Source organism: Streptomyces sp. NPDC048331 (genome assembly GCF_043201215.1).
GTDB lineage: Bacteria > Actinomycetota > Actinomycetes > Streptomycetales > Streptomycetaceae > Streptomyces.
In genome coordinates this window covers 24363-49196 of record NZ_JBICYT010000004.1, presented here as the reverse complement: position 1 = coordinate 49196, position 24834 = coordinate 24363, and the positions used below count along the sequence as shown (strand labels likewise).

Annotated in this window: 21 protein-coding genes and 1 pseudogene; 12 read left to right on the top strand and 10 right to left on the bottom strand. The window is 72.9% G+C overall.

Annotation, left to right across the window (positions count from 1 at the left end):
* Positions 1–51: 51 nt before the first annotated feature.
* On the top strand, positions 52–1650 hold the full coding sequence (locus tag ACGFYY_RS08265) for an IucA/IucC family protein (protein ID WP_393707680.1): 1599 nt from the start codon (positions 52–54) through the stop codon (positions 1648–1650).
* 62 nt (positions 1651–1712) lie between these two features.
* Here the strand turns inward: ACGFYY_RS08265 and ACGFYY_RS08260 are convergent, their stop codons facing one another.
* Together ACGFYY_RS08260 and ACGFYY_RS08255 are read right to left on the bottom strand one after the other, a co-directional pair.
* Entirely contained in the window at positions 1713–2063 is a 351-nt protein-coding gene (locus ACGFYY_RS08260) for a hypothetical protein (RefSeq protein ID WP_393707679.1), read from the bottom strand.
* 192 nt (positions 2064–2255) lie between these two features.
* A complete protein-coding gene (locus ACGFYY_RS08255; protein ID WP_393707678.1) occupies positions 2256–2843 on the bottom strand; it encodes a hypothetical protein in 588 nt (195 codons plus the stop codon).
* A 138-nt stretch (positions 2844–2981) separates the two neighbouring features.
* On the opposite strand from ACGFYY_RS08255, the gene ACGFYY_RS08250 reads away from it, so the two are divergent.
* On the top strand, positions 2982–3815 hold the full coding sequence (locus ACGFYY_RS08250) for a PIG-L family deacetylase (protein WP_393707677.1): 834 nt from the start codon (positions 2982–2984) through the stop codon (positions 3813–3815).
* A gap of 35 nt (positions 3816–3850) precedes the next feature.
* Here the strand turns inward: ACGFYY_RS08250 and ACGFYY_RS08245 are convergent, their stop codons facing one another.
* The 3 genes from ACGFYY_RS08245 to ACGFYY_RS08235 form a co-directional block, all read right to left on the bottom strand.
* The gene (locus ACGFYY_RS08245) at positions 3851–4705 is read right to left on the bottom strand and encodes an NmrA family NAD(P)-binding protein (RefSeq protein ID WP_393707676.1); all 855 of its coding nucleotides are present in this window, start codon (positions 4703–4705) and stop codon (positions 3851–3853) included.
* A 101-nt stretch (positions 4706–4806) separates the two neighbouring features.
* On the bottom strand, positions 4807–5301 hold the full coding sequence (locus ACGFYY_RS08240; protein ID WP_393707675.1) for a hypothetical protein: 495 nt from the start codon (positions 5299–5301) through the stop codon (positions 4807–4809).
* A gap of 109 nt (positions 5302–5410) precedes the next feature.
* The gene (locus ACGFYY_RS08235; protein ID WP_393707674.1) at positions 5411–5932 is read right to left on the bottom strand and encodes a MarR family winged helix-turn-helix transcriptional regulator; all 522 of its coding nucleotides are present in this window, start codon (positions 5930–5932) and stop codon (positions 5411–5413) included.
* Between the two features lie 305 nt (positions 5933–6237).
* Between ACGFYY_RS08235 and ACGFYY_RS08230 the strand changes: the two genes are divergently transcribed.
* The 3 genes from ACGFYY_RS08230 (at position 6238) to ACGFYY_RS08220 (ending at position 10296) form a co-directional block, all read left to right on the top strand.
* Entirely contained in the window at positions 6238–7065 is an 828-nt protein-coding gene (locus ACGFYY_RS08230; protein ID WP_393707673.1) for a GntR family transcriptional regulator, read from the top strand.
* Positions 7066–7441: 376 nt separating this feature from the next.
* The gene (locus ACGFYY_RS08225) at positions 7442–8503 is read left to right on the top strand and encodes a glycine betaine/L-proline ABC transporter ATP-binding protein (protein WP_393707672.1); all 1062 of its coding nucleotides are present in this window, start codon (positions 7442–7444) and stop codon (positions 8501–8503) included.
* Positions 8503–10296 carry an ABC transporter permease/substrate binding protein gene (locus ACGFYY_RS08220; protein ID WP_393707671.1) on the top strand — a complete coding sequence of 598 codons (1794 nt, stop codon included), beginning with the start codon at positions 8503–8505 and terminating at the stop codon, positions 10294–10296. Before ACGFYY_RS08225 ends, ACGFYY_RS08220 begins: the two co-directional genes overlap by 1 nt.
* A gap of 163 nt (positions 10297–10459) precedes the next feature.
* On the opposite strand, the gene ACGFYY_RS08215 is transcribed toward ACGFYY_RS08220, so the two are convergent.
* Positions 10460–12664: an MMPL family transporter gene (locus ACGFYY_RS08215; protein ID WP_393707670.1), complete on the bottom strand. Its 2205-nt coding sequence runs from the start codon at positions 12662–12664 to the stop codon at positions 10460–10462.
* A gap of 287 nt (positions 12665–12951) precedes the next feature.
* Between ACGFYY_RS08215 and ACGFYY_RS08210 the strand changes: the two genes are divergently transcribed.
* The 4 genes from ACGFYY_RS08210 (at position 12952) to ACGFYY_RS08195 (ending at position 18776) form a co-directional block, all read left to right on the top strand.
* On the top strand, positions 12952–14187 hold the full coding sequence (locus ACGFYY_RS08210; protein WP_393707669.1) for a sensor histidine kinase: 1236 nt from the start codon (positions 12952–12954) through the stop codon (positions 14185–14187).
* Positions 14184–14852 carry a response regulator gene (locus tag ACGFYY_RS08205; protein ID WP_393707668.1) on the top strand — a complete coding sequence of 223 codons (669 nt, stop codon included), beginning with the start codon at positions 14184–14186 and terminating at the stop codon, positions 14850–14852. Before ACGFYY_RS08210 ends, ACGFYY_RS08205 begins: the two co-directional genes overlap by 4 nt.
* A 143-nt stretch (positions 14853–14995) precedes the next feature.
* A complete protein-coding gene (locus ACGFYY_RS08200; protein WP_365267378.1) occupies positions 14996–15214 on the top strand; it encodes a hypothetical protein in 219 nt (72 codons plus the stop codon).
* A gap of 682 nt (positions 15215–15896) precedes the next feature.
* Positions 15897–18776, top strand: a complete 2880-nt coding sequence (locus ACGFYY_RS08195; protein ID WP_393707667.1) for a TIM-barrel domain-containing protein — start codon at positions 15897–15899, stop codon at positions 18774–18776.
* Positions 18777–18801: 25 nt separating this feature from the next.
* On the opposite strand, the gene ACGFYY_RS08190 is transcribed toward ACGFYY_RS08195, so the two are convergent.
* Positions 18802–19359 (bottom strand): DUF6817 domain-containing protein, encoded by a 558-nt coding sequence (locus tag ACGFYY_RS08190; protein WP_393707666.1) that lies wholly within the window; start codon positions 19357–19359, stop codon positions 18802–18804.
* Positions 19360–19560: 201 nt separating this feature from the next.
* On the opposite strand from ACGFYY_RS08190, the gene ACGFYY_RS08185 reads away from it, so the two are divergent.
* Positions 19561–20469, top strand: coding sequence for a LysR substrate-binding domain-containing protein (locus tag ACGFYY_RS08185; RefSeq protein ID WP_393707665.1), 909 nt, complete (start codon positions 19561–19563; stop codon positions 20467–20469).
* On the opposite strand, the pseudogene ACGFYY_RS08180 reads toward ACGFYY_RS08185, so the two are convergent.
* From ACGFYY_RS08180 to ACGFYY_RS08170, 3 genes and pseudogenes are all read right to left on the bottom strand, one after another.
* Positions 20422–21735: pseudogene (locus ACGFYY_RS08180) on the bottom strand (MFS transporter); the annotation flags it as partial. The gene ACGFYY_RS08185 and the pseudogene ACGFYY_RS08180 sit on opposite strands and share 48 nt — an antisense overlap.
* Entirely contained in the window at positions 21732–22331 is a 600-nt protein-coding gene (locus tag ACGFYY_RS08175) for a TetR/AcrR family transcriptional regulator (protein ID WP_393707664.1), read from the bottom strand. The gene ACGFYY_RS08175 and the pseudogene ACGFYY_RS08180, both read right to left, overlap by 4 nt.
* 77 nt (positions 22332–22408) lie before the next feature.
* On the bottom strand, positions 22409–23392 hold the full coding sequence (locus ACGFYY_RS08170; protein ID WP_393707663.1) for an NADP-dependent oxidoreductase: 984 nt from the start codon (positions 23390–23392) through the stop codon (positions 22409–22411).
* 124 nt (positions 23393–23516) lie between these two features.
* Between ACGFYY_RS08170 and ACGFYY_RS08165 the strand changes: the two genes are divergently transcribed.
* Together ACGFYY_RS08165 and ACGFYY_RS08160 are read left to right on the top strand one after the other, a co-directional pair.
* Positions 23517–24545, top strand: coding sequence for a GlxA family transcriptional regulator (locus tag ACGFYY_RS08165; protein WP_393707662.1), 1029 nt, complete (start codon positions 23517–23519; stop codon positions 24543–24545).
* 32 nt (positions 24546–24577) lie between these two features.
* Positions 24578–24820, top strand: a complete 243-nt coding sequence (locus tag ACGFYY_RS08160; RefSeq protein WP_365267392.1) for a DUF6158 family protein — start codon at positions 24578–24580, stop codon at positions 24818–24820.
* Positions 24821–24834 lie beyond the last annotated feature (14 nt).

Genomic DNA, 24834 nt, shown 5'->3' with positions numbered 1-24834 from the left:
TACCGAAGATCACGACTGGTGGTTGCGCACCGCGAACCCCCGGGGCACCGGATGGACCGAATGGAAACAGTGGACCTCAACGCCGCCGCCGACGCGTACGCCGCCGCACCGCTCCTGAACTGCCTGCTCAGAGAGGCGGCCGAGCCCGCCGAGGCAGAAGGAGTAGATGCGGGGACGGATGTGCGCGTCCACCGGCTGCGCGGCAGCGGGCGGCTGCTCCGCGTGCGCGGCGGGCGCCGCCCCGTGCACCCCGAACTGCGCGCGGCGGACGGCTGGCATCCGCTCAGCCACACCGAACTGGCCAAACTCGTCGCCGACGAACTGGGCCGGTTCACCGGTGTCGCCAACGACGAGCTCCCCGTCGAGATCACCGACAGCCGCGACGCCGTCGCCGCGCTGCTGGCCGCCCGGGCCGCCGTCGACCCCCCGGCGGACCCGTACCTGCTCTCCGAACAGTCCCTCGTGATGGGCCACCCGCACCACCCCGCCCCCAAGGCCCGCGGCGGAGCGCCGGCCGGCAGCTGGCTTCCGTACGCGCCCGAGGCCTACGCCCGGTTCCCGCTGCTCTTCCTCGGGCTGCGCGAGGACCAGGTCGTGGAGGAGGGCGGCCCGGCCGCCTCCGCAGCGATCGACGCCCTCGCCGACGCCCTCGACGGGCCGCGCGCTCCCGCCGGATACCGGCTGCTGCCCGCCCACCCCTGGCAGCTCGACCTGGTCCACGACCGGCCCGCCGTGCGTGCGGCCTTCGCCGACGGGCGGCTCCTGAGGCTCGGCGCGAGCCGGCGGCCGGCCTGGCCGACCGCCTCGATCCGGACCCTGTACGTACCGGACGCGGTGGCCGACGTCTTCGTGAAGTTCAGCCTCGACGTCCGGATCACCAACGACGTACGTCGGCTGTGGCGCCACGACCTGCTGAAGCTGCGCCGCACCGACGCGGCCGTCGAAGCCGGTTTCGCCGCCCTGCGCCGCACCGGCTCGCCCGCGGCCTGGCTCCCCGACCGCGGCTACCGCACCGCCGGCTTCGCCTTCGAGGAGCTCGCCGTCCTGGTCCGCGACGGCCTGCGCGCGCACACCGTGCCCGGGGCCACCCCGCTGCTGGCCGCCGCGCTCGCCGAGGGCTACCCCGGAAGTCCCCCCGCCGGGACCGTCGACCCGGTCCGCTGGTGGCGGGCGTACCTGCGCCAGGTCGTACCGCCGGTGCTGGAACTGTTCGCCCGGCACGGCATCGTGCTGGAGGCCCACCTCCAGAACACCCTGGTCGCCGTCGACGCGGCCGGCCTGCCGGTGCAGGCCCTCTTCCGGGACGCGGAAGGGGTCAAGCTGCCGGCGGACCTGCCGCGGGCGGATGCCTGGCAGCGCCTGGTCTACTGCCTGGTCGTCAACAACCTGATGGAGATCGCGGGAGCGCTGTCCGGACGCTGTCCGGACAGCGAGCCGCTCCTGTGGCCGGCCGCGCGCGAGGAGTTCCTGCGCTACGGGGCGACCCGCGGGCTCCCCGAGATCGCGGAGCTGCTCGCCGCCGAGACCTTGCCGGGCAAGACCAACCTGCTGCTGCGCTGGACGCGGGCGGACGGCGCGGACGCCCGCTACCTACCCCTGCCGAACCCGCTGCGCGGCCCGGGGGTGTCCGATCGCGCATCGCACGAGTGATCGGCCGACACCCCCACACATCGCGAGCGCACCCCGGATCCTCGGTCCGCGGTCCGGCGCGGTCAGCATCGACGATGCCACCACGCCGCGTCGGGATCGGCCGACGGCTCATGGTGCGTTCGCCTGAGCAGGACCAGGTCCAGCTCCTCGACCCGTATCCGGAGGGCGGCGGCGGCCCTCGGCGGCAGGAGGAACAGAGCTTCCCGCAGCTTGTCGCGGGCCCAGCCCTCCCCGCAGCACGGGCAGGTGAACTCGGATTCCCACCGCCTCCACCGGCGCCCGGTGCCGTGAACCCGCACGGACCACACGCTCAGCGCCACCGATACGACGCCCGGGGCCAACCGCTCCCGTTCGAGCAGGCGGACGGCGGCGTTCGCGGCTCCCGACAGGCCTGGGACATCGCGGTACCGCACCCAGGGGCTTCCTCGACCGCGTACCCGAGGTCGGAGCGAAGACGGTCTTCTACGCGGCACGGGCCCTTCGGATGTGTGTCATGTGCGGCATCCTCCCCCAACCCGAGATCGACCGGCTCGGGGCCGGGCGCCCCTGCGCGGTTCTCGTCGCCCCGTGACGGACCGCCGCCCCGTACGGTGCGTTCTCGGAGCTCAGTTGAAGACGTCCAGGACGTCCGGCCAGGATCCGCCCTGGTCGTCTGAGCGGGCCACCCTCGGGCGCGGATCCGGGTAGGTCTCCGTCGAGGCCCTCGCGCGGACGACTTCCGGTCCGCCGCACGCCGCCACCGCGAAGGCACCGAACACCTCGGCGAACGCGGCCGGGTCGCGGAACTCCACGCCGTACGCCCGGCCGTCCAGAAGCGGCACCCACACCACCCGGACGGCCCGTCGCCACTCCCGCACCGGCACGTCGTCCACGGTCGACCGGCCCTCCAGCCACAGCCGCGCCACGTGCAGCAGGTTCACGTTCTCCATGGACAGCCGCTTGCGCCGCACCCGCAGTTCCTGCGCGGTGAGTGCGACCCGCTGGTCCTTCCTCGCGTACCAGACGATTCCGATCCCGAACGGCAGGTACAGGATGAACCCGATGATCGGCCAGATCACGGCGTGGCCCCACGACCGGAGCAGCCCGCCGTCCACCAGGCTCAGGGCCCCGAAGACCAGCACCCACTTCGCCGTCATCCACCAGAATCCGGTGCCCTGCCGGTACAGCACCCGCTGCTTGTTCGTCATAGCCATGACCGCACGCTATCCCGGGGAAGTCGGGCGGCCGCGGCGGGAACAGCAGGTCAGGCCGGCATCGTTGCACCGACCGGGGGCCGCGGAACGCCCTCCGCGTACGCGGCCCGACACATCGCTCCCTCAGGAGGACTCCTCATGACCGAACGGCCCTTGACCCTCATGGCAGTGCACGCCCACCCCGACGACGAGGCCACCGGAACCGGAGGCGTCCTCGCGCGGTACGCCGCGGAGGGCATCCGCACGGTCCTGGTGACGTGTACCGACGGTGGTTGCGGCGACGGGCCGGGGGGTGTCAAGCCAGGTGGTCCCGGGCACGATCCGGCGGCCGTCGCCCTGATGCGCCGTCGTGAACTCGACGCGAGCTGTGAGGTCCTGGGCATCAGTGACCTGGAGACGCTGGACTACGCCGACTCCGGGATGATGGGCTGGCCGAGCAACGACGCTCCTGGATCCTTCTGGCAGACCCCCGTCGAGGAAGGCGCCACCCGGCTCGCGGCCCTCATGCGGCACTACCGGCCCGATGTGGTCGTCACCTACGACGAGAACGGCTTCTACGGCCACCCCGATCACATCCAGGCCCACCGCATCACGATGGCGGCGGTCGAGCTGACCGAGCTGACACCGAAGGTGTACTGGACGACCATGCCGCGCTCGGCGATGGAGCGGTTCGGCAAGATCATGCGCGAGTTCGGCGAGGACATGCCGGAGCCGGACCCGGCCGAGGCCGCCGCGCTGGCCGACATCGGCCTCCCCGACGATGAGATCACCACGTGGGTGGACACCACCGCGTTCAGCGGTCAGAAGTTCGACGCGCTGGCCGCACACGCCAGTCAGGGCGAGAACATCTTCTTCCTCAGGATGGGCAAGGAGAGGTTCGGCGAGCTGATGGGCATGGAGACCTTCGTACGGGTCCAGGACGCCACGGGAGCGGCCGTGCCCGAGAACGATCTCTTCGCCGGCCTGCGCTGACCGCTCCTCCCGCGTTCCGCCCCCGCCGCGGCGTCCTACCGGCGGAAGTGGGTCCGGTGCTCCCGGAGGAAGGCGTCCACGGTGCGGGGCGGGCGGCCCAGGACGTCGGCGACGGTGGTGGTCGGGGTCTCGGGTCGGGTGACGGTGAGCTGCTGGATCTCCGTCACGTGGTCGGCGAGCCAGCCGGGCATGCGGGCTGTGCGGACGAGGTTGTCGCGCAGTTCGGCCGGGGTGAGGTCGACGTAGCGGATCGTACGGCCGGTCAGGGCGGACAGCCGTGCGGCCAGTTCGGGGGAGGAGACGGCCTCGGGGCCGGTCAGCGTGTACGTGTGGCCGGCGATCTCCGACCTGGTGAGAGCGGCGGCGGCGACATCGCCGATGTCGCGGCAGTCGACGTAGTTGCAGGGCGCGTCGCCCGTCGTGCCGAGGATGACGCCTTGGGCGACGGCGGGAGCCAGGCGCAACAGGTTCTGGGTGAACGCGTAGGGGCGCAGGACGGTGTGGGTGAGGCCGGTGGCCCGCAGGTGTTCCTCGACGGCGTGGTGTCCGCGGGAGACGGCGACGGGGGAGTCCGGCTCGGCGGCGGGTGCGGAGATCTTGACGATGTGTCCGACGCCGGCGTGGGCGGCGATGTCGATGACACGGGTTTCGAGTTCGACCTGTGCGGGGCCGTTGGCCATGGCGAGGAAGAGCTGGTCGGCGCCCTGGAAAGCGGTGTGCAGGGAGTGCGGGTCGGAGGCGTCGGCGTACCGGACCTCGACGGGCGCTGGATACGCACCCGTGGTGCCGGCGATCGGGGTGTGCGGGGTGCGGGTCAGTGCGCGGACGGGTACGCCGAGCGTGCGGAGGCTGTGGAGCAGGGCGTTACCGGTCGCTCCGGTCGCTCCCATGACAACGATCATCGTGTGCTCATTCCTTGGTGAGGTGCCGGCGACGGGTGTCGCCGGGGTGGGCCCGCCGGGGATCACGGGGCGGACAGCCCCAGGACGGCCTAGACAGGGGATGCCGAGGTGCTGCCTCGCCAGCGCAGCGTGACGACGGTGGTGGCGAGGGCCGCGGAGACGGGCAGGTCCACGCGGAGACGCTCCAGCCACGCGGCGGCGGGTGTCGGGGTGGGGGCGGGCAGGGCGGGCAGGGCGGGCAGCCATCGGGCGGCGAACCATCCCAGCAGGGCCGCCGCGCCGACCGTGGTGACGACGAGCCCGGCGGTCAGGACGGCGCGTGGCGTGGCGAGGGTCCACGGTCGAGGCCGTCCGCCGTGCCGCAGCCAACGGCCGACCAGGAACGCCACCACGGCGGAGGTGCCGGCGATGGAGGTGCAGGCGGCCATGACCAGGTCGCGCTGCCCGGTGACGACCCCGGCCGTGCCGGCCGTCAGCGCGGGGGCGATATAGGCGGTCAGCACCTCGCGCCAGAGGGTGAAGGGCCTGCGCGGGCGGGAGGCGGCCCGGTCGCGGCGGCCGGTTCTGTGCTTCGTTGCGGGCATGCCGGTCTCTTTCTCGGTCGGATGGAGAAGATGTAATTAGGTGGCTAACTATTACGGCGTGAAAAGCGGCCCTGCCCGGAGGGCGGGGCCGACATGGCCAAGGGTCGGGTCAGTCCGCGGTCAGGGCCGCGCTGCCGCGCACCACGCGGGCGAGCAGATCCAGGAACACGGCGCGCTCGTCGACGGAAAGCCCGCCCACCATCGCTTCGAGCCGCCCGAAATGCTCGGGCGCCATGTCGTGCAGGCGCTGCGCCCCGCGTGCGGTGAGGACGGCCACCGTGCCCCGCCCGTCCTCCGTGGACGGGCGGCGGGCGATCAGGCCCTCACGTTCGAGGCCGTCCAGCAGCCCGGTCACCGTGGCCCTGGAGACACCGAGGTCGACCGCGAGGTGCGAGGGGGACTTCTCCCCGCCGTGGTCCTCGAGGTCGGCGAGCAGGCGGTAGCGCCCGGTCGACAGGCCGAACCGGGCGAAGTGCGCCTCGGCCGCCCGGCCGACCCTCGCGCCCGCCGAGATCAGCCGCACCGCGACCAGCACCGCCTGCGGGTCGACCGTCAGGCCGTAGTGCTCGACCTGGCGCCTGGCCTGATCCGGTGTGGGTGCCTCGTCGTCGATGTCGTCCCTCGTCGCCATGAAAGTAATATGGCGGCTAATCATTTGCCCTGTCAAGGATCCCGCCACGGGTTGCGGGGCCTACGGGTCTCCGTGAGCCACTTCCGTCGGTTTCCCGGGGGTCCGATCCGCCGGTGGTCGCGTGTGATCCTCGGCGATGTGGCCGCTCCGCGTTCTGTCGGCTGCTCCTGGGGGTGCTCGGGCGTGGGTGGGAAATCGGCCAAGCCGCGGCATGCGCCGGGATCCACCTCACCGAAAGGTATAGACCAATGCTAGGTTGGTCGGGCAGACCGCGCAGTCCTTGACCACCCGTCAGAGGAGAAGCCATGCCCTCCCCTTCGCGGGGCGGCGGCCGAGCCGCCATGCCCAAGTACCAGCGGATCGCCGCAGCGCTGCGCCGCGATCTCGACCGCGCCGCGCACACCCCCGGCGGCAGACTGCCGTCCGAACGCAGCCTCGCCGCCCGCTACCAGGTCAACCGGCAGACCATCAGGGCGGCCCTCCAGTGCCTGCGCGAGGACGGACTCGTCGTCACCGGCCGCCGCGGCACCCGCCCCGCCGTCCCCGTCACCGCCGCCGTCCCGGTCGTCGTCGAGGGCCCGACCGTCGTCGAGGGCCCGACCGTCGCGGCCGTCTCCGGCGGCCCGGCCACAGTGGGGCCCTCCGGCAGACCCGCGCCGGCCCGGAGCTGGGCCACCTACGTCACCGTCCCACCCTCCCTCGGCGCCCTTCTCGGCATGACCGGGGGCGAGCGCACCCTGGTGCATCACCACCGCGAACGCGGACCGGCCGGCGAGACCCTCCGGGACGCCGTCACCTACTTCAGCCCCGTGGTCGTCGCGCGGAGTCCGGAGCTCGCGGCCCTGCGGAACCGGGCGGCGGCGACGCATGCCCGCGAGCGGGACCTGGCCGCGCTGCACCGCTGGCTCGACCGCGCCGCCGGGGGCGGCAGGGTCGCCGAGACCCTCACCATGACCCGGGTCACCCATCCGCGGGCCGCCGCCCCGGCCTGCGGCCTGTCCGTGCGCCGCACCCTGCACGACAGCTCCGGCCGGCTGTTGACCGTCACGGACCTGGCCTTTCCCACCTGGGACCGCCTCACGTTCCATCGAGACCGCCGCGACCACGCGGCCACCGGTTTCCGCATCACGTGACGGCCGGACCGGCCCGTCCCGCGCTGTGGCCTCGGCCACAGCCCGCGCGGTGGCGTACCGGGTCCGGCGGTCGGTCCGGGCGCCGGGCACCGGTCCCAACTCCACCGCGAGGCGGGGGTGTACCGGTCCGTGGTCGTCCACAGCCCCCCGATCCGGCGTGCGGTTCCGTGTGCGGGGCGTGCGTACCCCGTAAGTGAGGTGGATCACCCCGGTGTTTGCTCAGGTGAATGTCGGGCATCGGCGCTGCTGGAGCGGAACCATGTCCTCCGGCCGATCGCGCCGGAGGACATGGCGCACGCGGGCCGATCCCGTCCCGCTCCACGGTCCCGCCGGTCCGCCGGCGCGCGCCGTACTTGGTACGACCCGTGAGGTGTATGTGTCCACGCTCCAGGCCGAGCACGTCTACAAGGTGTTCGGGAGGCGCCCCGCCGACAGCGCCGCCGCCGTCCGTGCGCTCCAGAACGGCGCCGACCGTGACGAGTTGCGCGCGGACGGGACGACGGCCGCCGTGATCGACGCCTCCTTCGACGTCCAGCCCGGCCAGATCTTCGTGGTCATGGGTCTCTCGGGATCGGGCAAGTCCACGCTGCTGCGCATGCTGAACGGACTGCTCGAACCCACCTCGGGACGCATCCTCTTCGGCGGCCAGGACCTCACCGCGCTGAGCGCGGCCGAACTGCGCCGCGTACGGTCCACGAAGATCTCCATGGTCTTCCAGCACTTCGCGCTCTTCCCGCACCGCAACGTGCTGGAGAACGCCGGCTACGGGCTGGAGGTGCAGGGAGTGCCCCGCGCCGAGCGCGAGCGGCGGGCCGCCGAGGCCCTGGCCCTGTGCGGGCTCGAAGGCTGGGAGAAGTCCTGGCCCGACGAGCTCTCCGGCGGCATGCAGCAGCGGGTCGGTCTCGCGCGCGCCCTGGCGACCGACGCCGACCTCCTGCTGATGGACGAGTCCTTCAGCGCACTGGACCCGCTGATCCGCCGCGACATGCAGGACCAGCTTCTGGAGCTCCAGAAGCGACTGAAGAAGACCATCGTCTTCATCACCCACGACCTCAACGAGGCCATGCGCCTCGGCGACGGCATCGCCGTGATGCGCGACGGCCGCATCGTCCAGCAGGGCACCGCCGAGGACATCCTCACCCGCCCCGCCGACGACTACGTCGCCTCCTTCATCCAGGACGTGGACCGCTCCCGGGTCCTGACGGCCGACGCCGTCATGGACGATCCGGAACCGGCCGCGGACGCCTGCGACTGCCCGACCGTCACCGCCGGGACCCCGCTCGCCGACCTGTGCGCCGTCAGCGCCCGGGTCCCGCACGCGGTCGCCGTCACCGACGAGGACGGCGCCGTCGTCGGCTCCGTACCCCAGGACCGCCTCATCGCCTTCATCGGCGACGAACAACGGCCCCCGATGTACTGCGCGGAGGTGGCCGCCTGATGCCCCGCCTTTATCTCGGCAACTGGGTCGACAGCGGAGTCGACTTCCTCCAGAGCCACCTCTCCTGGCTGTTCGAGGCCATCAGCTCGCTCGTCAACGGCCTCTACGACGGCATCGACGCCGTGCTCTCCGCCCCCGCCCCGCTGCTCTTCGCGGGCATCCTCGCCGTCGGCGCCTGGTGGCTGCGCGGCCTGCTGGCGGGCCTGCTCGCCTTCGCGGGCTTCGCGCTGGTCGACTCCCTCGGTCTGTGGGAGGACGCCATGTCCACCCTGTCCCTGGTCCTGGTCGCCACGCTCGTCACCCTGGCGTTCGCGATCCCGCTCGGCATCTGGGCCTCGAGATCCGATCGTGTGAGCGCCCTCCTGCGGCCGGTCCTGGACTTCATGCAGACCATGCCGGCCATGGTCTACCTGATCCCCGGAATCATCTTCTTCGGGGTGGGCGTGGTGCCCGGCATCATCGCGACCATCATCTTCTCGCTGCCGCCGGGCGTACGGATGACCGAGCTCGGCATCCGCCAGGTCGACGGGGAACTGGTCGAGGCCGCCGAGGCCTTCGGCACCAGCCCACGCGACACCCTCGTACGCGTTCAGCTGCCGCTGGCCCTGCCCACGGTCATGGCGGGCGTCAACCAGGTCATCATGCTGGGCCTGTCCATGGTCGTCATCGCCGGCATGGTCGGCGGCGGCGGGCTCGGCGGCGCCGTCTACAAGGCCATCGGCAATGTCGACATCGGCCTCGGGTTCGAGGCGGGCGTCTCCATCGTCATCCTCGCCATGTACCTGGACCGGATGACCGGGGCCCTCGGCCGGCAGGTCTCCCCGATCGGCCGTCGTACGCTCGCCAAGGCGCGAGCCGCCGCCACCGGCGCCGCCAAGCTGTGGAACCACCGCCCCCAGCCCGCGTACGCGATCAGCGGCGCCGTGGTGCTCGCGCTCGTCGCGGGCGGCTTGAACACCTTCGGCGGCTCCACCGCCGAGGACGGCCCGGCCGGGGCCGCGAACATCGGCAAGGGCCGTACCCTCTCCGTCGGCTACATCCCGTGGGACGAGGGCATCGCCTCCACCTTCCTGTGGAAGGAGCTGCTGGAGCGCCGCGGTTACAAGGTCGACGCCCGCCAGCTGGAGGCCGGCGCGCTGTACACCGGCCTGGCCGGCGGCCAGCTCGACTTCCAGACCGACTCCTGGCTGCCCGTCACCCACGCCCAGTACTGGGAGAAGTACGGGAACAAGCTGGAGGACCTCGGCTCCTGGTACGGCCCCACCTCGCTGGAGCTGTCCGTTCCCTCGTACATGAAGGACGTGCGCTCGCTCGCCGACCTCAAGGGCAAGGCGGATCAGTTCAAGGGCCGGATCATCGGTATCGAGCCGAGCGCCGGCGAGATGTCGATCCTCAAGGACAAGGTCCTGAAGGACTACGGCCTCGACGGCGAGTACAAGGTCGTCGACGGTTCCACGCCCGGCATGCTCGCCGAGCTGAAGCGCGCCTACGAGAAGAAGGAGCCCGTCGCGGTCGTGCTGTGGTCCCCGCACTGGGCGTACTCCTCCTACGAGCTGACCAAGCTCGAGGACCCCGAGGGAGCCTGGGGCAAGGGCGACGGGATCCACACCCTGGCCCGCAAGGGCTTCGCGGAGGACGAGCCGAAGGTCGCCGAATGGCTGAAGTCCTTCAAGCTCACCGAGGAGCAGCTGACCGGCCTGGAAGCGAAGATCCAGGAGACCGGGAAGGGCAAGGAGCAGCAGGCGGTCCGTGCCTGGCTCCAGGACCACCCCGAGATCGACAAGCTCGCGTAACACGCGGGCGGCCGGGCCCCGGCACGCCCGACCGGCCACCGCCCGCCGCCCGCCGGCCCAAGCCCGTCCGGCGACGAAGGCGCCGCCGCACGCAGGACCCGTACCGTCGTACGGTCCTCCGCGCGGCGGCGCCTTCGTCATGCCCGGATCCGGAGGACGCGGCCTAGCCGACCGGCACCCGGTCCGGAGCCGGCCGCGTCTCCGTGTCGGCCTCCTGCGTGCGGCGACGCGGGAGCACAGGCCACCACATGGACCGACCGAGGACGGTGGACAGCGCGGGCACCAGCACGATCGACAGCACGAAGGCGGACAGCATGATTCCGAGGGCCGTCGCGAAACCGATCTGCTGGGTGGACGGGGCGGGGGTCACGGCCAGGCTGCCGAAGGACGCGGCCAGCACCAGGCCCGCCGTGGCGATGGCGGGCGCCGTGTGCCGGACGGCACGGCCCACCGCGGCGCGGGCCGGACCGGGCCGGGCCATCTCCTCCCGGATCCGGTCGCTCATCAGGATGTTGTAGTCGGTGCCCAGCGCGACCACGAACAGGAACAGCACCAGCGGCAGGGTGAAGTCCACCCCGGGACGGTCGAGCGCGTGCTGGAACACCAGGGTCGAGGCGCCGAGGGTGGCGGCGAAGCCGAGCCCGACCGAGGCCAGCAGGATCACCGGCGCCATCAGACTGCGCAGCAGGGCGATCAGGATCAGCGCGATGAGCGCGGCCGCCACCGGGAACACCACCCGCAGGTCCTTGTCCACGGCGGTGGCGATATCGGCGAACACCGCGGCCGTGCCGCCCACATGAGCCTCCGTACCGGCGGGGGTGTGGGCCAGGACCGTGGCCCGGACCGGACCCGTCACCAGATCGCGGGCCTCCTGCCGCTGCGGGTCGGCGGTCAGGAACAGGTCGATCCGGGCGGCCCGGCGGTCCTCGGTCAGGACCGTCTCGGCCACCTGGCCCACGCCGCCGACCCCGGCGAGCGCCTTGGACAGTCCGCCGAGGCGTTCGGCGGTCAGGGCGACGCCGTCGGAAGCGGTGACGAAGACGCTGGTCGGGTCCGACACCCCGGCCGGCAGGGCGCGGGAGATCTCGGCCGCGGTGCTCACGGCGGCGGTCCGCTCGCCGCCCCCGCCGCTCTGCCCGTAGTCCATGCGCATCCCCAGGACCCCGGCGGCCAGGGTGCCCAGCAGTGCCACCGAAGCCAGGACCAGCGTGAAGGGCCGGCGCACCACCCGGTCGCCCATCCGTGCGGCGGACCCGGCACGGGGCTCGCGCCGCAGGGCCCGGGACGGCCAGAACATCTTGCGGCCGGTCACCGCCAGCAGCGCCGGCATCAGGGTCAGGCTACCGAGCAGCATCACCAGCACCGACAGCGCGATGGCGGGCCCGAGGACCCGGAACTGGCCGAAGGAGGCGACCCCGAGCGTGGCGAACGCGGCGACGATGGTCAGGGCCGCGGAGGTGATGGCCGTTCCGACCCGCCCGGCGACCTCGGCGGCCGCCTCGCGCCCGGACTGCTCGGGGTGGCGGCGCAGTTGCTCCCGGAAGCGGAACAGGAGGAACAGGAAGTAGTCGATGCCGATGCCCATCAGCACCACGCTGATCAGGCTCGGTGTGGACTCGGACAGTCCGATGCCGGTGAGCAGCGCGGCGCCGACCACCGCGCCCGCCGCGGCGCCCCCGATGACGGTGACCGCGAGCAGCGGCAGCAGGGCGGCCGCCACACTGCGGAAGACGAATACGTGCAACAGGACGATGACCGCGAGCATGGCGATGCCGACGACCGTCGATCGGGTCTTCTCGGCCTCCGTCGCGTCCACGCGGTCGGCGATCCCGCCGGTGAAGCCGGTACGCAGCCCCTCCTCCGCCAAGGCCTCCCGGGCCGAGTCCCGGAAGGCCCGGTAGGTGTCCTGGACCCCGGGGTCGGCCGGATTGCCGGTCAGTTCGACGGACAGCAGCCGGAAGGAACGGTCGGGCGCCGTCATGGCCGGGACGACCCGGGGGACCTGGGAGTGGTCCCGGGCGAGCGGCATCGTCTCCTCGGTCCTCGGCATGACGACGCGCTTCTGGGCGAGCCGCGCGGCCTGTGCGTCGATGCGCCGCTCGTCGGCGGCGTCGAGCGGCGCCTTGTCCGACCGGGCCACCAGTACGGTCAGGAGGTTGGCGTCCGGCTTCGCCCCGAACCGCTCCTCGGCGATCTTCAGGGCGGCCGCCGAGTCGTACTGCGCGGGCAGGAACCCGGCGTTGCCGGCCTGGACGGCGCGGAAGACGAACGCCTGGCCCAGGACGGCGGCGGCCAATCCCAGGACCGCCCACAGGGCGATGACCTTCCACGGACTTCTCGTCGAGAATCCGGTCAGGGCGCGGATCACATTTCCTCCGGTCTGTGCGGTGCCGGCCAGGGGTTTCCGGCCTGACCCCAGACCATCAGGGGCGAGCGGGCGAAACGTCAGGTCGGGGGAGGATCCGCACTCCGGGACCAGGGTCCGGCCCTCGGCCCCGACCAGGACTCCGGTCCTGGTCCGAAGCCCGACCGCGGTCGGGCGGCACGGGGGACCGCCGGTGCCAGAATGGGTCTCGACCACCGGGGAACAGGACCGGCGGCACGGGGGGCGGGCACGGACGCGGCATGGGTGTGGGCAGGGGTAGGGGCGGGATCATGAGTACGTGGCCGGGTGTCGCCGAGGGCGCGGTGCGGGGTCCGGTCGAGGGCCCGGTCGACGGCGCGGCGGGCGACGAGGGCCGGGGGCACTGGACGCGCAACGACGCGCTCGTCGCGGTGGCGGCGGCCGCCGCCGACCTCGTGGGCTTCTCCTTGAGCACGCTCACCGAGGGCGGCACCCTCAGCGTCACCGCGGTGGTCCTGCTGGTGGTCTCGGCGATGACCCTGCTGGCCCGGCGCGTCCGCCCGCTGGCCGTATTGGCCGCGATCCTGGCCATCGGGGTGCTGGTGAACCTGGCGGCCCCACAGTCCCCGCACTTCACCCTCGGCCTGACGATCGCCCTCTACACGGTGGCCCGGGCGCACCGGCCCGGCGTCGTCGCCATGGCCGGGGCCGCGTCGGCGGTGCTCGCCTCCGCCGGGCAGGGCGGATGGCCACTGCCCTTCGGCTGGTGGGGACTGGCCGGAAGCGCTACCGCCGCCTTCATCTCCGTCGCGGCGGCCTGGGTGGTCGAACACCGGCAGCGGGAGGCCGCCGCCCACCGGACCCGGCTCGCCGACCGGGCGGTGGCCGAGGAGCGTCGCAGGATCGCCCGCGAACTGCACGACATCGTCGCCCACCACATCACCACCATGCAGCTGATGGCCGGCGGGGCGCGGGCGAACCTGGCACACGACCCCGAGGTGTCCCGGGAGGCGCTGGTCACCCTGGAGGACTCCGGACGGATGGCTCTGCGCGAGATGCGTCAACTCCTCGACGTGCTACGGGCCGGGGAGGAGCCGGACCGGACCCCGCCGGCGCCGCAGCCCGGTACGGACGACCTCGGCCGGATCATCGCCGAGTCCCGGCTGGCCGGTACGGAGACCGAGTTCACCGTGGACGGGCCGGTCCGCCCGCTCCCGCCCACCGTGGGCCTCACCGTCTTCCGCATCGTCCAGGAAGCCCTGACCAACACCCGCAAGCACGCGGGCCGGGCGCGGGCCCACGTACGACTCACGTACCACGCCGACGAGGTGGGCGTGGAGGTGCGCGACGACGGAGCGGGAGCGGAGGTACCGCCCGCCCGCCCCACGGCACGCTCCGGGTACGGTCTGATCGGTATGCACGAGCGGGTCGCCCTGCAGGGCGGAACCCTGGAGGCCGCCGCCGTGGCCGGCGGCGGATTCCGGGTGGCGGCCCGGATCCCTCTCCCGGTCCAAGACGCCTTCCACAGAGAGGTTCCGCACGCATGATCCGCGTACTCATCGCCGACGACCAGCCGCTGGTCCGGCGCGGCCTGGCCCTGATCCTCGGCCCCGACCCGGAGTTCGAGGTCGTCGGCGAGGCCGAGGACGGGGCCCGGGCCGTGGCCCTCGCCCATGAGCTTCGGCCCGACGTGGTCGTCATGGACATCCGCATGCCGGTCATGGACGGGGTCAAGGCCACCGAGGAGCTCGCGCGCACGCTCCCCGACACGCGCGTCCTGGCTCTCAGCACCTTCGACATGGACGAGTACGTGGTCGCCGCCCTGCGCGCGGGCGCGTACGGCTTCCTGCCCAAGGACATCTCCCCGGAGGAGCTGATCGCCGCGGTCCGCATCGTCCACACCGGCGAGGCGGCCGTCGCGCCGCGGCTGCTCAGCCGGCTCCTCTCCGCCTACGTACGGACCCCCGAGCGGCCGCGGTCGTGGGCGGCCGAGACCCCCTCCGATCTCACCCCGCGCGAGCTGGAGATCTGGCGGCTCATGGCCACTGGCCGGGGCAACGCCGAGATCGCCGCGGAACTGGACATCAGCGTCTCCACGGTCAAGAACCACATCACCGGCATCTTCGGCAAGCTGGGCGTCCGTGACCGCGCGCAAGCGGTGATCGCGGCGTACGAATCGGGGCTGGTGGAGGCCGGCAGCGCGAGCGGTTGATCACCAAGTGCCCGTAAGAGGACCGGATTCCTCCTGCTGACCGCACCTCTGACCAGCCGGAACACTGGACGATCCGCCCATGCGCACGGCGGCCTGTCCGTGGCACAGTGCGATCAGCCCAACCGCACGACCAGGGAGCCTCCATGCGCGATCCGCACACCACGCCGCTCACGGCCGCCCCCGACTGCCTGCCGGACCCCCGCCCGTTGCCCTGCTGCCCGGTGTGCGCGGACGCACCGGATCGCATCTCCTGGCGCCAACGCCCGGGGCGGCCGGTGACCCTCGTCTTCGACCCCTGCGGCCACCGCTGGTCCTCCCCGGCCCCTCCGATCCTGGCGGTCACGCCACCGCCCCTGGACTAGGCCGTCTCTCAGCGATCACCTCGCGGCCCAGATGTGGACGGCCGCGCCACTGCTCGAGCTGGTTGATGCACCTCTCGACGGTGTTCCGCTGCTTGCCCGCGCCGTCGGCCGCCACGACCCAGCGGGTGCGCAGGGGGCCGAGGGCGTCCGACCGTACGGTGAAGCCCTCGGCATCCTCGTCGACCGCTCCGACGGCCGTCGAGCGGTGTACGCGTACCCCCGCGCTCGGCCTCCGCGGCGAGCAGGGCCTCGGTCGCGCACTGCGGAACGGTGAGGATGTATGGGTACGGGGAGCGGGATCGGGCGAGGTCGAAGCCGCCGAGGCGGCGCCGCCCGGACCACATCTCCACCGCGACCACGCGGCGGCCGAGCGGGAGCGGGGATTCGGCCACTCCGCTCGGGGTCAGGGCCTCCAGGGTGCGCGCGTGCAGGTCCGTCGCCCAGGACTCGGTGACCGGCCCGGGACGGCGTTACAGCACCACCACACCGAGCCCGGCCCGGGCGAGGAGCAGTGTGGCGCTCAGGCTGTCCGGACGATCTCGTCACCTGACGCATGCTCAAAGATGCGTGGTCGAAGTCGATTTCGAGCATCATCTTTCATCAAGTCCCGTCCGGGCGCTATCTTGCCGGGAGCATGCCAAGGAGCTGTGTCCGTGTCCGGGACCGCACGAGGAGCTGCCCCATGAGACTGCCAAGCATCCGCAGGAGCCAGGGTCGGCACGGCCCGTCGGTCAGCCGGGTCCGAGCGGTGCGGCGCCGCCGAGGGCGACGCTCCCCGGCCGCCGCCCTGCTCGCCGCCGCACTCACCGTGGCGGGTCTGGCCGCCGCGGGACCGGTCGCCTTACCCGCCTCGGCCGCCCCCGCCGATGCCGCCGGAGCCGTGGCGACGGCGGGCGACGTCACCGGATTCACCCGGTCCGGGAACACCTTCACCATCACCGCCTCCGGCGGGGCCAAGGCCCGAGTGGTCGTCGCCCGCGCCGACATCTTCCGTCTCTGGCTCTCACCCGACGGGTCCTTCACGGACGACCCCGCAGGCGCCGACCTCGCCCCCACCACCGACTTCGGGCCCGTGACCACCGGCTACTCGGACGCAGGCAGCCACTACCGGATCACCACCGGGTCGCTCTCCATCCGGGTGAACAAGAAGCCCCTGCGCTTCTCGGTCTTCCGCGCCGACAACACCACACCCGTCTGGCAGGAGACGCGGCCCACCAGCTGGACCGGCGGCCGCACCACCCAGTACCTGGCCCGAGGGGCCGACGAGCAGTTCTACGGAACCGGCCTACGCCTGGGCGAATGGGCACTGCGCGGCAAGACCGTCCCGATCGCCGTCGACAACAAGTGGCGCGAGAACGACAACGCCAGCCCCGCCCCGTTCTACATGTCCACCAACGGCTACGGCGTCATGCGCAACACCTGGGCCCCGGGCTCCTACGGCTTCGGCGCGCCCACCACCCTCTCCCACGACGAGAAGCGCTTCGACGCCTGGTACTTCACCGGTGACTCGCTCAAGTCCGTGCTCGACGCGTACACCGACGTCAGCGGAAAGCCGTTCATGGCGCCGATGTGGGGCTTCGAGCTCGGCAACGCCGACTGTTTCAACGCCTCCGACCCCGACTACCAGGGCGATCACGACAGGCCGCGCCACCAGACCACGCCCGACGTCGTCGGCTACGCGGCCGACGCCCGGGCCGCCGACATGCCCTCGGGCTGGTTCCTGCCCAACGACGGCTACGGCTGCGGCTACACCGCGCCCCTGAAGTCGACGGTGGACGCCCTGAAGGCGAAGGGCTTCCAGACGGGCCTGTGGACCTCCACCGGCCTCGGCTCCATCGCCGACGAGGTGGGCACGGCCGGCAGTCGCGGCGTGAAGACCGACGTGGCCTGGATCGGCAGCGGCTACAAGTACGCGTTCGACGGGGTGCGGCAGGCCGTGGACGGGATCGAGAAGAACTCCGACGCCCGCCGCTACGTCTGGACCGTCGACGGCTGGGCCGGTACCCAGCGCAACGCCGTCGTCTGGACCGGTGACACGCACGGAACCTGGGACGACATGCGCTGGCACGTCCCCGCCATCACCGGAGCGGGTCTCTCCGGCCTCAACTACGCGGCCGGCGACATCGACGGCATCTTCGGTGGCAGTCCCGAGACGTACACCCGGGACCTCCAATGGAAGGCCTTCACCCCCGCCTTCATGACCATGTCCGGCTGGGGCGCGACCAACCCCACCGCCGGCTACCACGACAAGCAGCCCTGGCGCTTCGCCGAGCCGTACCTGTCCATCAACCGTACGTACCTGCAGCTCAAGATGCGCCTGATGCCGTACCTGTACACGATGAGCCGCATCGCCCACGAGAGCGGAGTCCCCAGCACCCGCGCCATGGTCCTGGAGTACCCCGACGACCCGGTGGCCCGCGGCAACCTCACCAGCGGCCAGTTCATGGCCGGAGACTCCTTCCTCGTCGCACCCGTCGTCTCCGACACCGAGGTACGTGACGGCATCTACCTCCCCGCCGGGACCTGGACCGACTACTGGACGGGCCGGACCTACGCGGGACCCGGGTGGCTGAACGGGTACCGGGCACCCCTGGACACCCTGCCGCTCTTCGTCAAGGGCGGCGCCGTCGTGCCGATGTGGCCGCAGATGAACCACACCGGCGAGAAGCCCGTCTCCACCCTCACCTACGACATCCACCCGCGCGGCACCTCCTCCTTCGACCTCTACGAGGACGACGGCCTCACCCGCGCGTACCGGTCGGGTGCCTACGCCCGCCAGCGGGTCGACGTCACCGCCCCCACGGCCGGCTCCGGCGCGGTCACCGTCTCGGTGGGCGCCCCCACCGGCGACTACAGCGGCAAACCGGCCTCCCGCGGCTACGAGTTCAGCCTGCACGTGGCCACCGCGCCCGCCACCGTCACCGTCGACGGGGCCCCCGTGACGGGCCTGCCCTCGAAGGCCGCCTACGACTCCGCCGCGTCCGGTTGGTTCTTCGACCCGGCGGACCGCTCCGGAGTCCTCCGGATCAAGACCGGAACGAAGGCGGGCGCCTTCACCGTCACGGCCACCGGAATCGGCCTTCCCGCGGCCGAACCCCTGCCCACGACCGGCCCGATCGACCGCGCCGCATGGTCCCTGGTCCACGCCGACAGTCAGGAGACCGCCGCCGAGAACGGGGCGGCCGCGGGTGCCTTCGACGGGAACCCGGCCACGATCTGGCACACCGCCTGGTCCTCCGGCACGCCCGCCGCCCTCCCGCACGAGATCCGGATCGACCTCGGTGCCCGCTACGCGGTCTACGGCCTCGGCTACCTGCCCCGCCAGGACGGCGGCGTCAACGGCCGGATCGGCGGCTACGAGGTCTACGTCTCCGACAGCACCACCGACTGGGGGCCACCCGTGGGAACCGGCACGTTCGACGACACCGCGGCCGCCAAGACCACGGCCCTCACCTCGAAGAACGGCCGCTACCTCCGCCTGAGAGCACTGACCGAGGCCGGCGGCCGCGGCCCCTGGTCCAGCGCCGCCGAGATCACCCTCACCGGCCGACCCGCTCCCTGACCGTACGCCCCGCTCCCTGACCGCCTCAACCTTCCCCGTCGCCGAGTACGGCCCGGCACTCCCGCCGGGCCGGCTCGCTCAGCAGTCCGGCCAAGCGCGTGAACAGCAGGCGGAGTTCGTCCCCCCACACGTCACGGAAGACGGGATCGATCCGCGCGAGGTCCAGCTCGTCGGCCGCCGACAGCTCGGCGAGGTCCCGCCGCAGCCGTGGGGTGGGGGAGTGGACGAGCCCGGTGAACCGGTCGCGGAAGGCCGACTCCTCGCGGGCGAGCGTCGGGTACGAAGCCGCGCGGTCGCAGGCGGCGTACGCGTACACGATCTCCTCGGCCTCGTCGCCGATCACCGCGGCCAGTTCGGCCCGCCGGGCGAGCGGCAGCAGGGCGGTGGGAAAACCGTCCGTCCCGTAGAACGCGTGGCACAGCCCCGACCGTCGGAGCGCGGGGCGCGCTCCCCAGGAGGCGAGGAGGTGCTCCACCCGTTCGAGAGGGGCGAGGAGGGTCCCGCCCGGATACGTGATCGCCCCCGCACCGAGTTCCCGCAGCCGTGCGACGGCGTGCGGCCATGCGACGGCGTGCTCCGACACCGGCGTGTCCCTCCGGTCGGCGACAGTTGGTTCGGCAGGCCGGACGGGTCGGCACCCGGTCCCGCCCGAGCCTGGGTTCCGGACCCCGTGGCGCAGGCGGGGACCGGGTTGCCGCCCGGGCCTGCATCGATCTTGATCCCACCCCACCCCCAAGTCAATCCTCCGATTTACTCCCTATATCCAAGCGATACCTTGGGTCTCGTGACTCTCGATGATCTTCGTGTGTTCGTTGCCGTCTGCCGCGCCGGCAGCCTCAGTGCCGTGGCACGCGACCTCGGCTGCACCCAGTCGGCCGTCAGCCAACACGTCCGCCGCCTGGAGAAGCAGACCGGTACCGGCCTCCTGGAGCGCCACGCCCGTGGCGTCGTGCCCACCGAGGCCGGCCGCATCCTCCAGGCGGCCGCCGCCGACGGCATCGCCGGACTCGACGGCGCCCTGCGCCGCGTCGACGACCTCGTCCACGGCGGTGGCGGCACGGTCCGCGTCACCACGGGAGCGACGACGGTGCGGCACTTCATGTCCGAGGCCGTCGTCACCTTCCGCCGAAGCCACCCCCGGGTGAGCCTGGAGTTCCAGACCGAGAACTCCAGCCGCAGCTGCTTCGACGCCCTCGCCGCCGGCGCCCTCGACCTCGCCTGGATCACCATCGGCGGCCCGGTCCGCGGCATCGAGTTGCGGCCCGTCATGGAACTGCCCTGGGTGCTCGCCGTCGGCGCGGACGACCCCCTCGCCGCCCGCGCCCGTATCGACCCCGCCGACCTCGCCGGCATCCGGCACATCCGGCTGCCCGAGAACTCCGCCTCCCGCGCCCACCTCGACGCCGCCTTCGCCGAATCCGGTGTCCGGGTCAGCTCCGACACCAGCGTCGCCGACTGGGACACCGCCCTGCTGCTCGCCGAACTAGGCCTCGGACACGCCGTGGTGCCCGCGCTGCCCGGTTGGCAGGTCCCCGGCTCCGACGGCCCGTTGCGCCTCGTGCCGATCGCCGCCCTGCCGCCGCTCGCGGTCGGGTGGGCCGTCCGGCGCTGGTCCGCCCTCGCCCCGCCCGCCCTGGTCTTCGCCGACGAGGTCGCCCGCAGCTGCCGGGCGCGCGCCGCCGGGCAACAGTGACGCCGCCACCAACCCCACGGCCGTCAGGGCGGCCAACGCCACCAGCGACGAGCCGTGCGCCGCGGTGCTCGCGGCGACCGCGATGCCGAGGGCCGGGCCGACGTTCATGGCCGTCTGCTTGAGCCCCCCGACCACTCCGGCGAATCCGGCCGGGGCCTCACCGACCACGGCCCCGGTGGCCGTGACCATGACCGTGGTGAACCCGGCACCGAGCACCCCGAAGGCCACCGCCGAGGCGGAACCCAGCCCGGCGATCCCGGCCACGACCAGCCCCGTACCGACCAGGGCGGTCCGGCGCGCCCCGAACCGGCGCGACGCCAAGCCCGCCACCGGCGCTCCAGCGACCATCAGCGCGGTCAGCGGCAGCACCCGCACGCCGGTCGCGAGCGCGTCCAGCCCCTCCACGTCCTGGAGGTGGAACGTGGCCGTGAAGAGCGCCCCGAACATCCCCGCGGAGACGACCAGCAGCAGCCCCATCGAGGCCGTGACCGCCCTGGACCGGGCCACGGCACGCGGTACGAACGGCTGCGCGGCCCGCCGTTCACGCCGTACGAACAGGGCCGCGAGCCCGACGGCACCGCCGAAGCCGATGACGGTGGGCGCGGTCGTCCACCCGTACGCGGGCACACCGACCAGCGCGTGCACGAACACCGCGAGGGCGGTGGCCAGCAGGGCGGCGCCGCCGAGCGCCGGTCGCCCGGCCTCCGCGCGCGCCGGCGCGGGGGCCCGTACGGCGAGCGTCAGCGCGGCGATCACCAGGGCCGCCGGCACATTGATCACGAACACCGCCCGCCAGTCCCACCGAGAGACCAGCAGGCCGCCGAGCAGCGGACCGGCGGCCGCGGCCAGGCCGATCGCGGCGGTCCGCACGGCGACCGGCGTGGCGAGCCGGTCGGGCGGGTACGCGAGCCGCAGCAGCGCCAGCGTCGCGGGCTGCAACAGCGCGCCGAAGACGCCCTGCGCGGCGCGCAGCGCGATGACCCAGCCCACGCCCGGCGCGAACACGATGCCCGCCGAGGCCGCGGCGAAGCCGAGGACGCCGACGAAGAGCAGCCGGGGATGCCCGTACCGGTCGCCGAGGCGCCCGGCCACCACCAGGAACGCGGCCACGGCCAGGAGATAGGCGGTGCTGGTCCACTGGACCTGCGCCACACTCGCCCCCAGGTCGTGCCGCAGGCTCGGCTGGGCCACGGTGAGCACGGTGCCGTCCAGCGCGACCAGCATGGCCCCGGCCACGCTGACGAGCAGTGAGATCCGCTGCCTCATGCGGGCTCCGGACCGAGGTGCGCGTCGACAGCGGCGGCGACGAGCCGTTCCACGCCGTCCACCGGCGCGCCGCCGAGAGCCAGCTGCAGGCTGCCCCAGCGCCACAACTGCGCCACGCCGTGCAGGTTGGCCCACAACGCGGCCGCGGTGACGGAGGGTTCGGCCGCCCCACAGGTGCGGACCAGCGTGACGAAGAGGTCGAACATCGGAAGTGTCGACTCGCGCAGCCGAGGCCCCTCGGAGGGACCCTGGCCCGTGCTGTCCAGCAGATCGTGCCGGAACATCAGCGCGAACATCCCCGCGTGCTCCAGCGCGTAGCCGACGTACGCGACCCCGATCGTCCGCACCCGCTCGCGCGCGGACAGCTCCGGCGCGCCGGCCACCGCCGCGACGCGTACCCCGAGATCCTCGAACCCGCGCCGGGCGATCGCCGACAACAGGGACTGGTGCGTGGGGAAGTACCGGCGCGGCGCCCCGTGCGAGACGCCCGCCCGGCGGGCGATCTCCCGCAGCCCGAGAGCGCCGGCGCCCTCGCTCATGACGAGGTCCACCCCTACGTCGATCAGCCGCTCCCGGAGCGATCTCTCCTGGTCCATGGACCCTGTCTACCAGGGGTGAGTAGACACTGTCTACTCACCTGCGGAAGCCGGTGCGCGCTCGTGCCGACGAGGTGTCAGGACGGTGCGACGGCAGATCGGACGACGGACAGGACGATCTTTCCCCGGGTGCGCCCGCCCTCCCCGAGCGTGTGGGCCCTGGCCACCTCCGCCAGGGGGACCACCTCGGCCACCTCGACCCGCAGTCGGCCGCTGTCGACCAGGGAGGCGACCGCGCGCAGCGCTGCCTGGTCGGGCTCGACGAGCATGAACACCGCGCGCACCCCGGCCGCGCGGGCGTGTTCGGCGGGGAAGGTCTCGTCCAGCGGCACGATCGAGATCAGTGTCCCGCCGGGTCGCAGGGTGCGCAGGGAGCGGGACCAGTAGGCGGGCCCCACGGCGTCGAGGACGATATCGACGCCGCGGACGACCTCCGCGAAGTCCTGACGGGTGTGGTCGACGAGTTCGTCGGCGCCGAGCCCGCGCAGGAAGTCGTGCCCGGCCTCGCGGGCGGTGCCGATCACGTACGCGCCCCGGGACTTGGCGATCTGCACGGCGAGATGGCCGACCCCGCCCGCCGCCGCGTGGACCAGGACGCGGGTGCCCGGCCCGACGTCGGCCGTGTCGACCAAGGCCTGCCAAGCGGTGAGGGCCGCCAGCGGAAGGGCCGCCGCGTGGATGTGGTCGAGCCGTTCGGGCCGGTGGGCGAAATGACGGGCCGGGGCCGTGACGTATTCGGCGTAGGCGCCGGCCGGATGCGGGAAGCGCGGCATGCCGAACACCGCGTCGCCGGGCCGGAAGACGGTGACACCACGACCGACCTCCTCGACGACGCCGGAGACGTCGAAGCCCAGGGTGAACGGGGTCGTGGCACCTGTGGAGAAGGCGCCCCGCGACCGGATCTGCCGGTCCGCCGGGTTGACGCCCGCGGCGTGCACCCGGACCAGGATCTCGGTCGGGCCGGGGCTCGGCCGCTCGGTCTCGACGAGCCGGAGCACCTCCGGTCCACCGGGGCGGTCCTGGGTGACGGCGCGCATCATCGGGCGGGCTTCGTGGCTCATGGTGATCGCTCTCAGAGGGAATATCGGCGGGTTCGTACCCCTTCGCCGGGGCACGTTCCCAGGCTGCCGCGAGCGGGAGGGGCCGGATAGTGGCCCGATGGTCAACACCTGAAAGGATCGGGTCATGCACCGCATCGGAGTCCTCGCCCTGGACGGTGTGCTGCCGTTCGAACTGGGCATCGCGGCCCGGGTCTTCGGCGCGGCGCACGACCCGGACGGCAACGCCCTGTACTCCGTGACCACGTGCAGCCTGGACGGCCGCCCGGTGCGGACCGACGCCGACTACCGACTCGCCGTCGGCCATGACGCGGCCTTGCTGGCCGACGTCGACACGGTGGTCGTTCCGCCCTCCCGCGGTCTGGGGCCGATCCGGACCGAGGGCAGCCTCCCGGACGCCCTGCGCACCGCCCTCGCTGCCGTCCGCCCCGGCACCCGGATGGTGGGGATCTGCACCGGCGCCTACGTCCTGGCCGCCGCGGGTCTGCTCGACGGCCGTCCGGCGACCACCCACTGGCGTGAGGCCGACCGGCTGCGGCGCACGTTCACCCGGGTCCGCGTCGACCCCGACGTGCTGTTCGTCGACGACGGCGACGTCCTGACCTCGGCCGGGGTCGCCGCCGGAATCGACCTGTGCCTGCACATCGTCCGCCGCGACCACGGCAGCGAGATCGCCAACGACGTGGCACGCGCCTGTGTCGTCCCGCCGTGGCGCGACGGCGGGCAGGCGCAGTACATCCGCCGCCCCGTTCCCGCGCCCACGGCCGACGGCACCGCACCCACGCGTGCCTGGGTACTGGATCGCCTCGACGAACCCGTGACCCTGGCCGACATGGCCGCGCACGCGCAAGTCAGCGTCCGGACCTTCACCCGCCGCTTCCGGGACGAGGTCGGATCGAGCCCCGGACGGTGGCTCGTACAGCAGCGGATCGAGCGGGCCCGCCACCTGCTGGAGACCACGGACTGGCCGGTCGACACGGTGGCCGCCCGCGCGGGCCTGGGCACCGGTACCTCGCTGCGCCAGCACCTGCGCACCGCCATCGGCGTCTCCCCCCACGCCTACCGCCGCACCTTCCGCGCGGCACGTCCGGCCCCGGAGGCCCCCTCCCGCGGTGCGGGGCATGATGGAGAGGCCGGGGAGGTAGGCCCAGCGTGATCCCGCGGCCCGGTGGAGGAGGTGCACGTGCCATGACGGAGCACGACGGCGGTCCGTCGGCGCAGAAACTGGAGGAGGGCCGGCTGCTCAAGGAGCTGGAGGCCATCCACCGCACGCGTCACGAGACCCTGCTGCACGGGTCCGACGACGCTCTGGTCACCCACACGAAGCGGATGAACGAGCTGGAGCACGAGTACGTACGCCGCCACCCGCAGCGGGCCCAGACCGCGGGCCGCACCCGCTCAGGAGCCCGCGCCCGCGGCGCCGGGGACTAGGCCGTCTCCCGTTC

What these genes read in the sequence shown, in the direction of transcription:
- ACGFYY_RS08160 (WP_365267392.1), top strand. Translation starts at nt 24,578, where the DNA reads ATGACGGAGCACGACGGCGGTCCGTCGGCGCAGAAACTGGAGGAGGGC.
- ACGFYY_RS08165 (WP_393707662.1), top strand. Translation starts at nt 23,517, where the DNA reads ATGCACCGCATCGGAGTCCTCGCCCTGGACGGTGTGCTGCCGTTCGAA.
- ACGFYY_RS08205 (WP_393707668.1), top strand. Translation starts at nt 14,184, where the DNA reads ATGATCCGCGTACTCATCGCCGACGACCAGCCGCTGGTCCGGCGCGGC.
- ACGFYY_RS08235 (WP_393707674.1), bottom strand. Translation starts at nt 5,932, where the DNA reads ATGGCGACGAGGGACGACATCGACGACGAGGCACCCACACCGGATCAG.
- ACGFYY_RS08220 (WP_393707671.1), top strand. Translation starts at nt 8,503, where the DNA reads ATGCCCCGCCTTTATCTCGGCAACTGGGTCGACAGCGGAGTCGACTTC.
- ACGFYY_RS08195 (WP_393707667.1), top strand. Translation starts at nt 15,897, where the DNA reads ATGAGACTGCCAAGCATCCGCAGGAGCCAGGGTCGGCACGGCCCGTCG.
- ACGFYY_RS08210 (WP_393707669.1), top strand. Translation starts at nt 12,952, where the DNA reads ATGAGTACGTGGCCGGGTGTCGCCGAGGGCGCGGTGCGGGGTCCGGTC.
- ACGFYY_RS08175 (WP_393707664.1), bottom strand. Translation starts at nt 22,331, where the DNA reads ATGGACCAGGAGAGATCGCTCCGGGAGCGGCTGATCGACGTAGGGGTG.
- ACGFYY_RS08170 (WP_393707663.1), bottom strand. Translation starts at nt 23,392, where the DNA reads ATGAGCCACGAAGCCCGCCCGATGATGCGCGCCGTCACCCAGGACCGC.
- ACGFYY_RS08200 (WP_365267378.1), top strand. Translation starts at nt 14,996, where the DNA reads ATGCGCGATCCGCACACCACGCCGCTCACGGCCGCCCCCGACTGCCTG.
- ACGFYY_RS08245 (WP_393707676.1), bottom strand. Translation starts at nt 4,705, where the DNA reads ATGGGAGCGACCGGAGCGACCGGTAACGCCCTGCTCCACAGCCTCCGC.
- ACGFYY_RS08250 (WP_393707677.1), top strand. Translation starts at nt 2,982, where the DNA reads ATGACCGAACGGCCCTTGACCCTCATGGCAGTGCACGCCCACCCCGAC.
- ACGFYY_RS08230 (WP_393707673.1), top strand. Translation starts at nt 6,238, where the DNA reads ATGCCCTCCCCTTCGCGGGGCGGCGGCCGAGCCGCCATGCCCAAGTAC.
- ACGFYY_RS08255 (WP_393707678.1), bottom strand. Translation starts at nt 2,843, where the DNA reads ATGGCTATGACGAACAAGCAGCGGGTGCTGTACCGGCAGGGCACCGGA.
- ACGFYY_RS08240 (WP_393707675.1), bottom strand. Translation starts at nt 5,301, where the DNA reads ATGCCCGCAACGAAGCACAGAACCGGCCGCCGCGACCGGGCCGCCTCC.
- ACGFYY_RS08265 (WP_393707680.1), top strand. Translation starts at nt 52, where the DNA reads ATGGACCGAATGGAAACAGTGGACCTCAACGCCGCCGCCGACGCGTAC.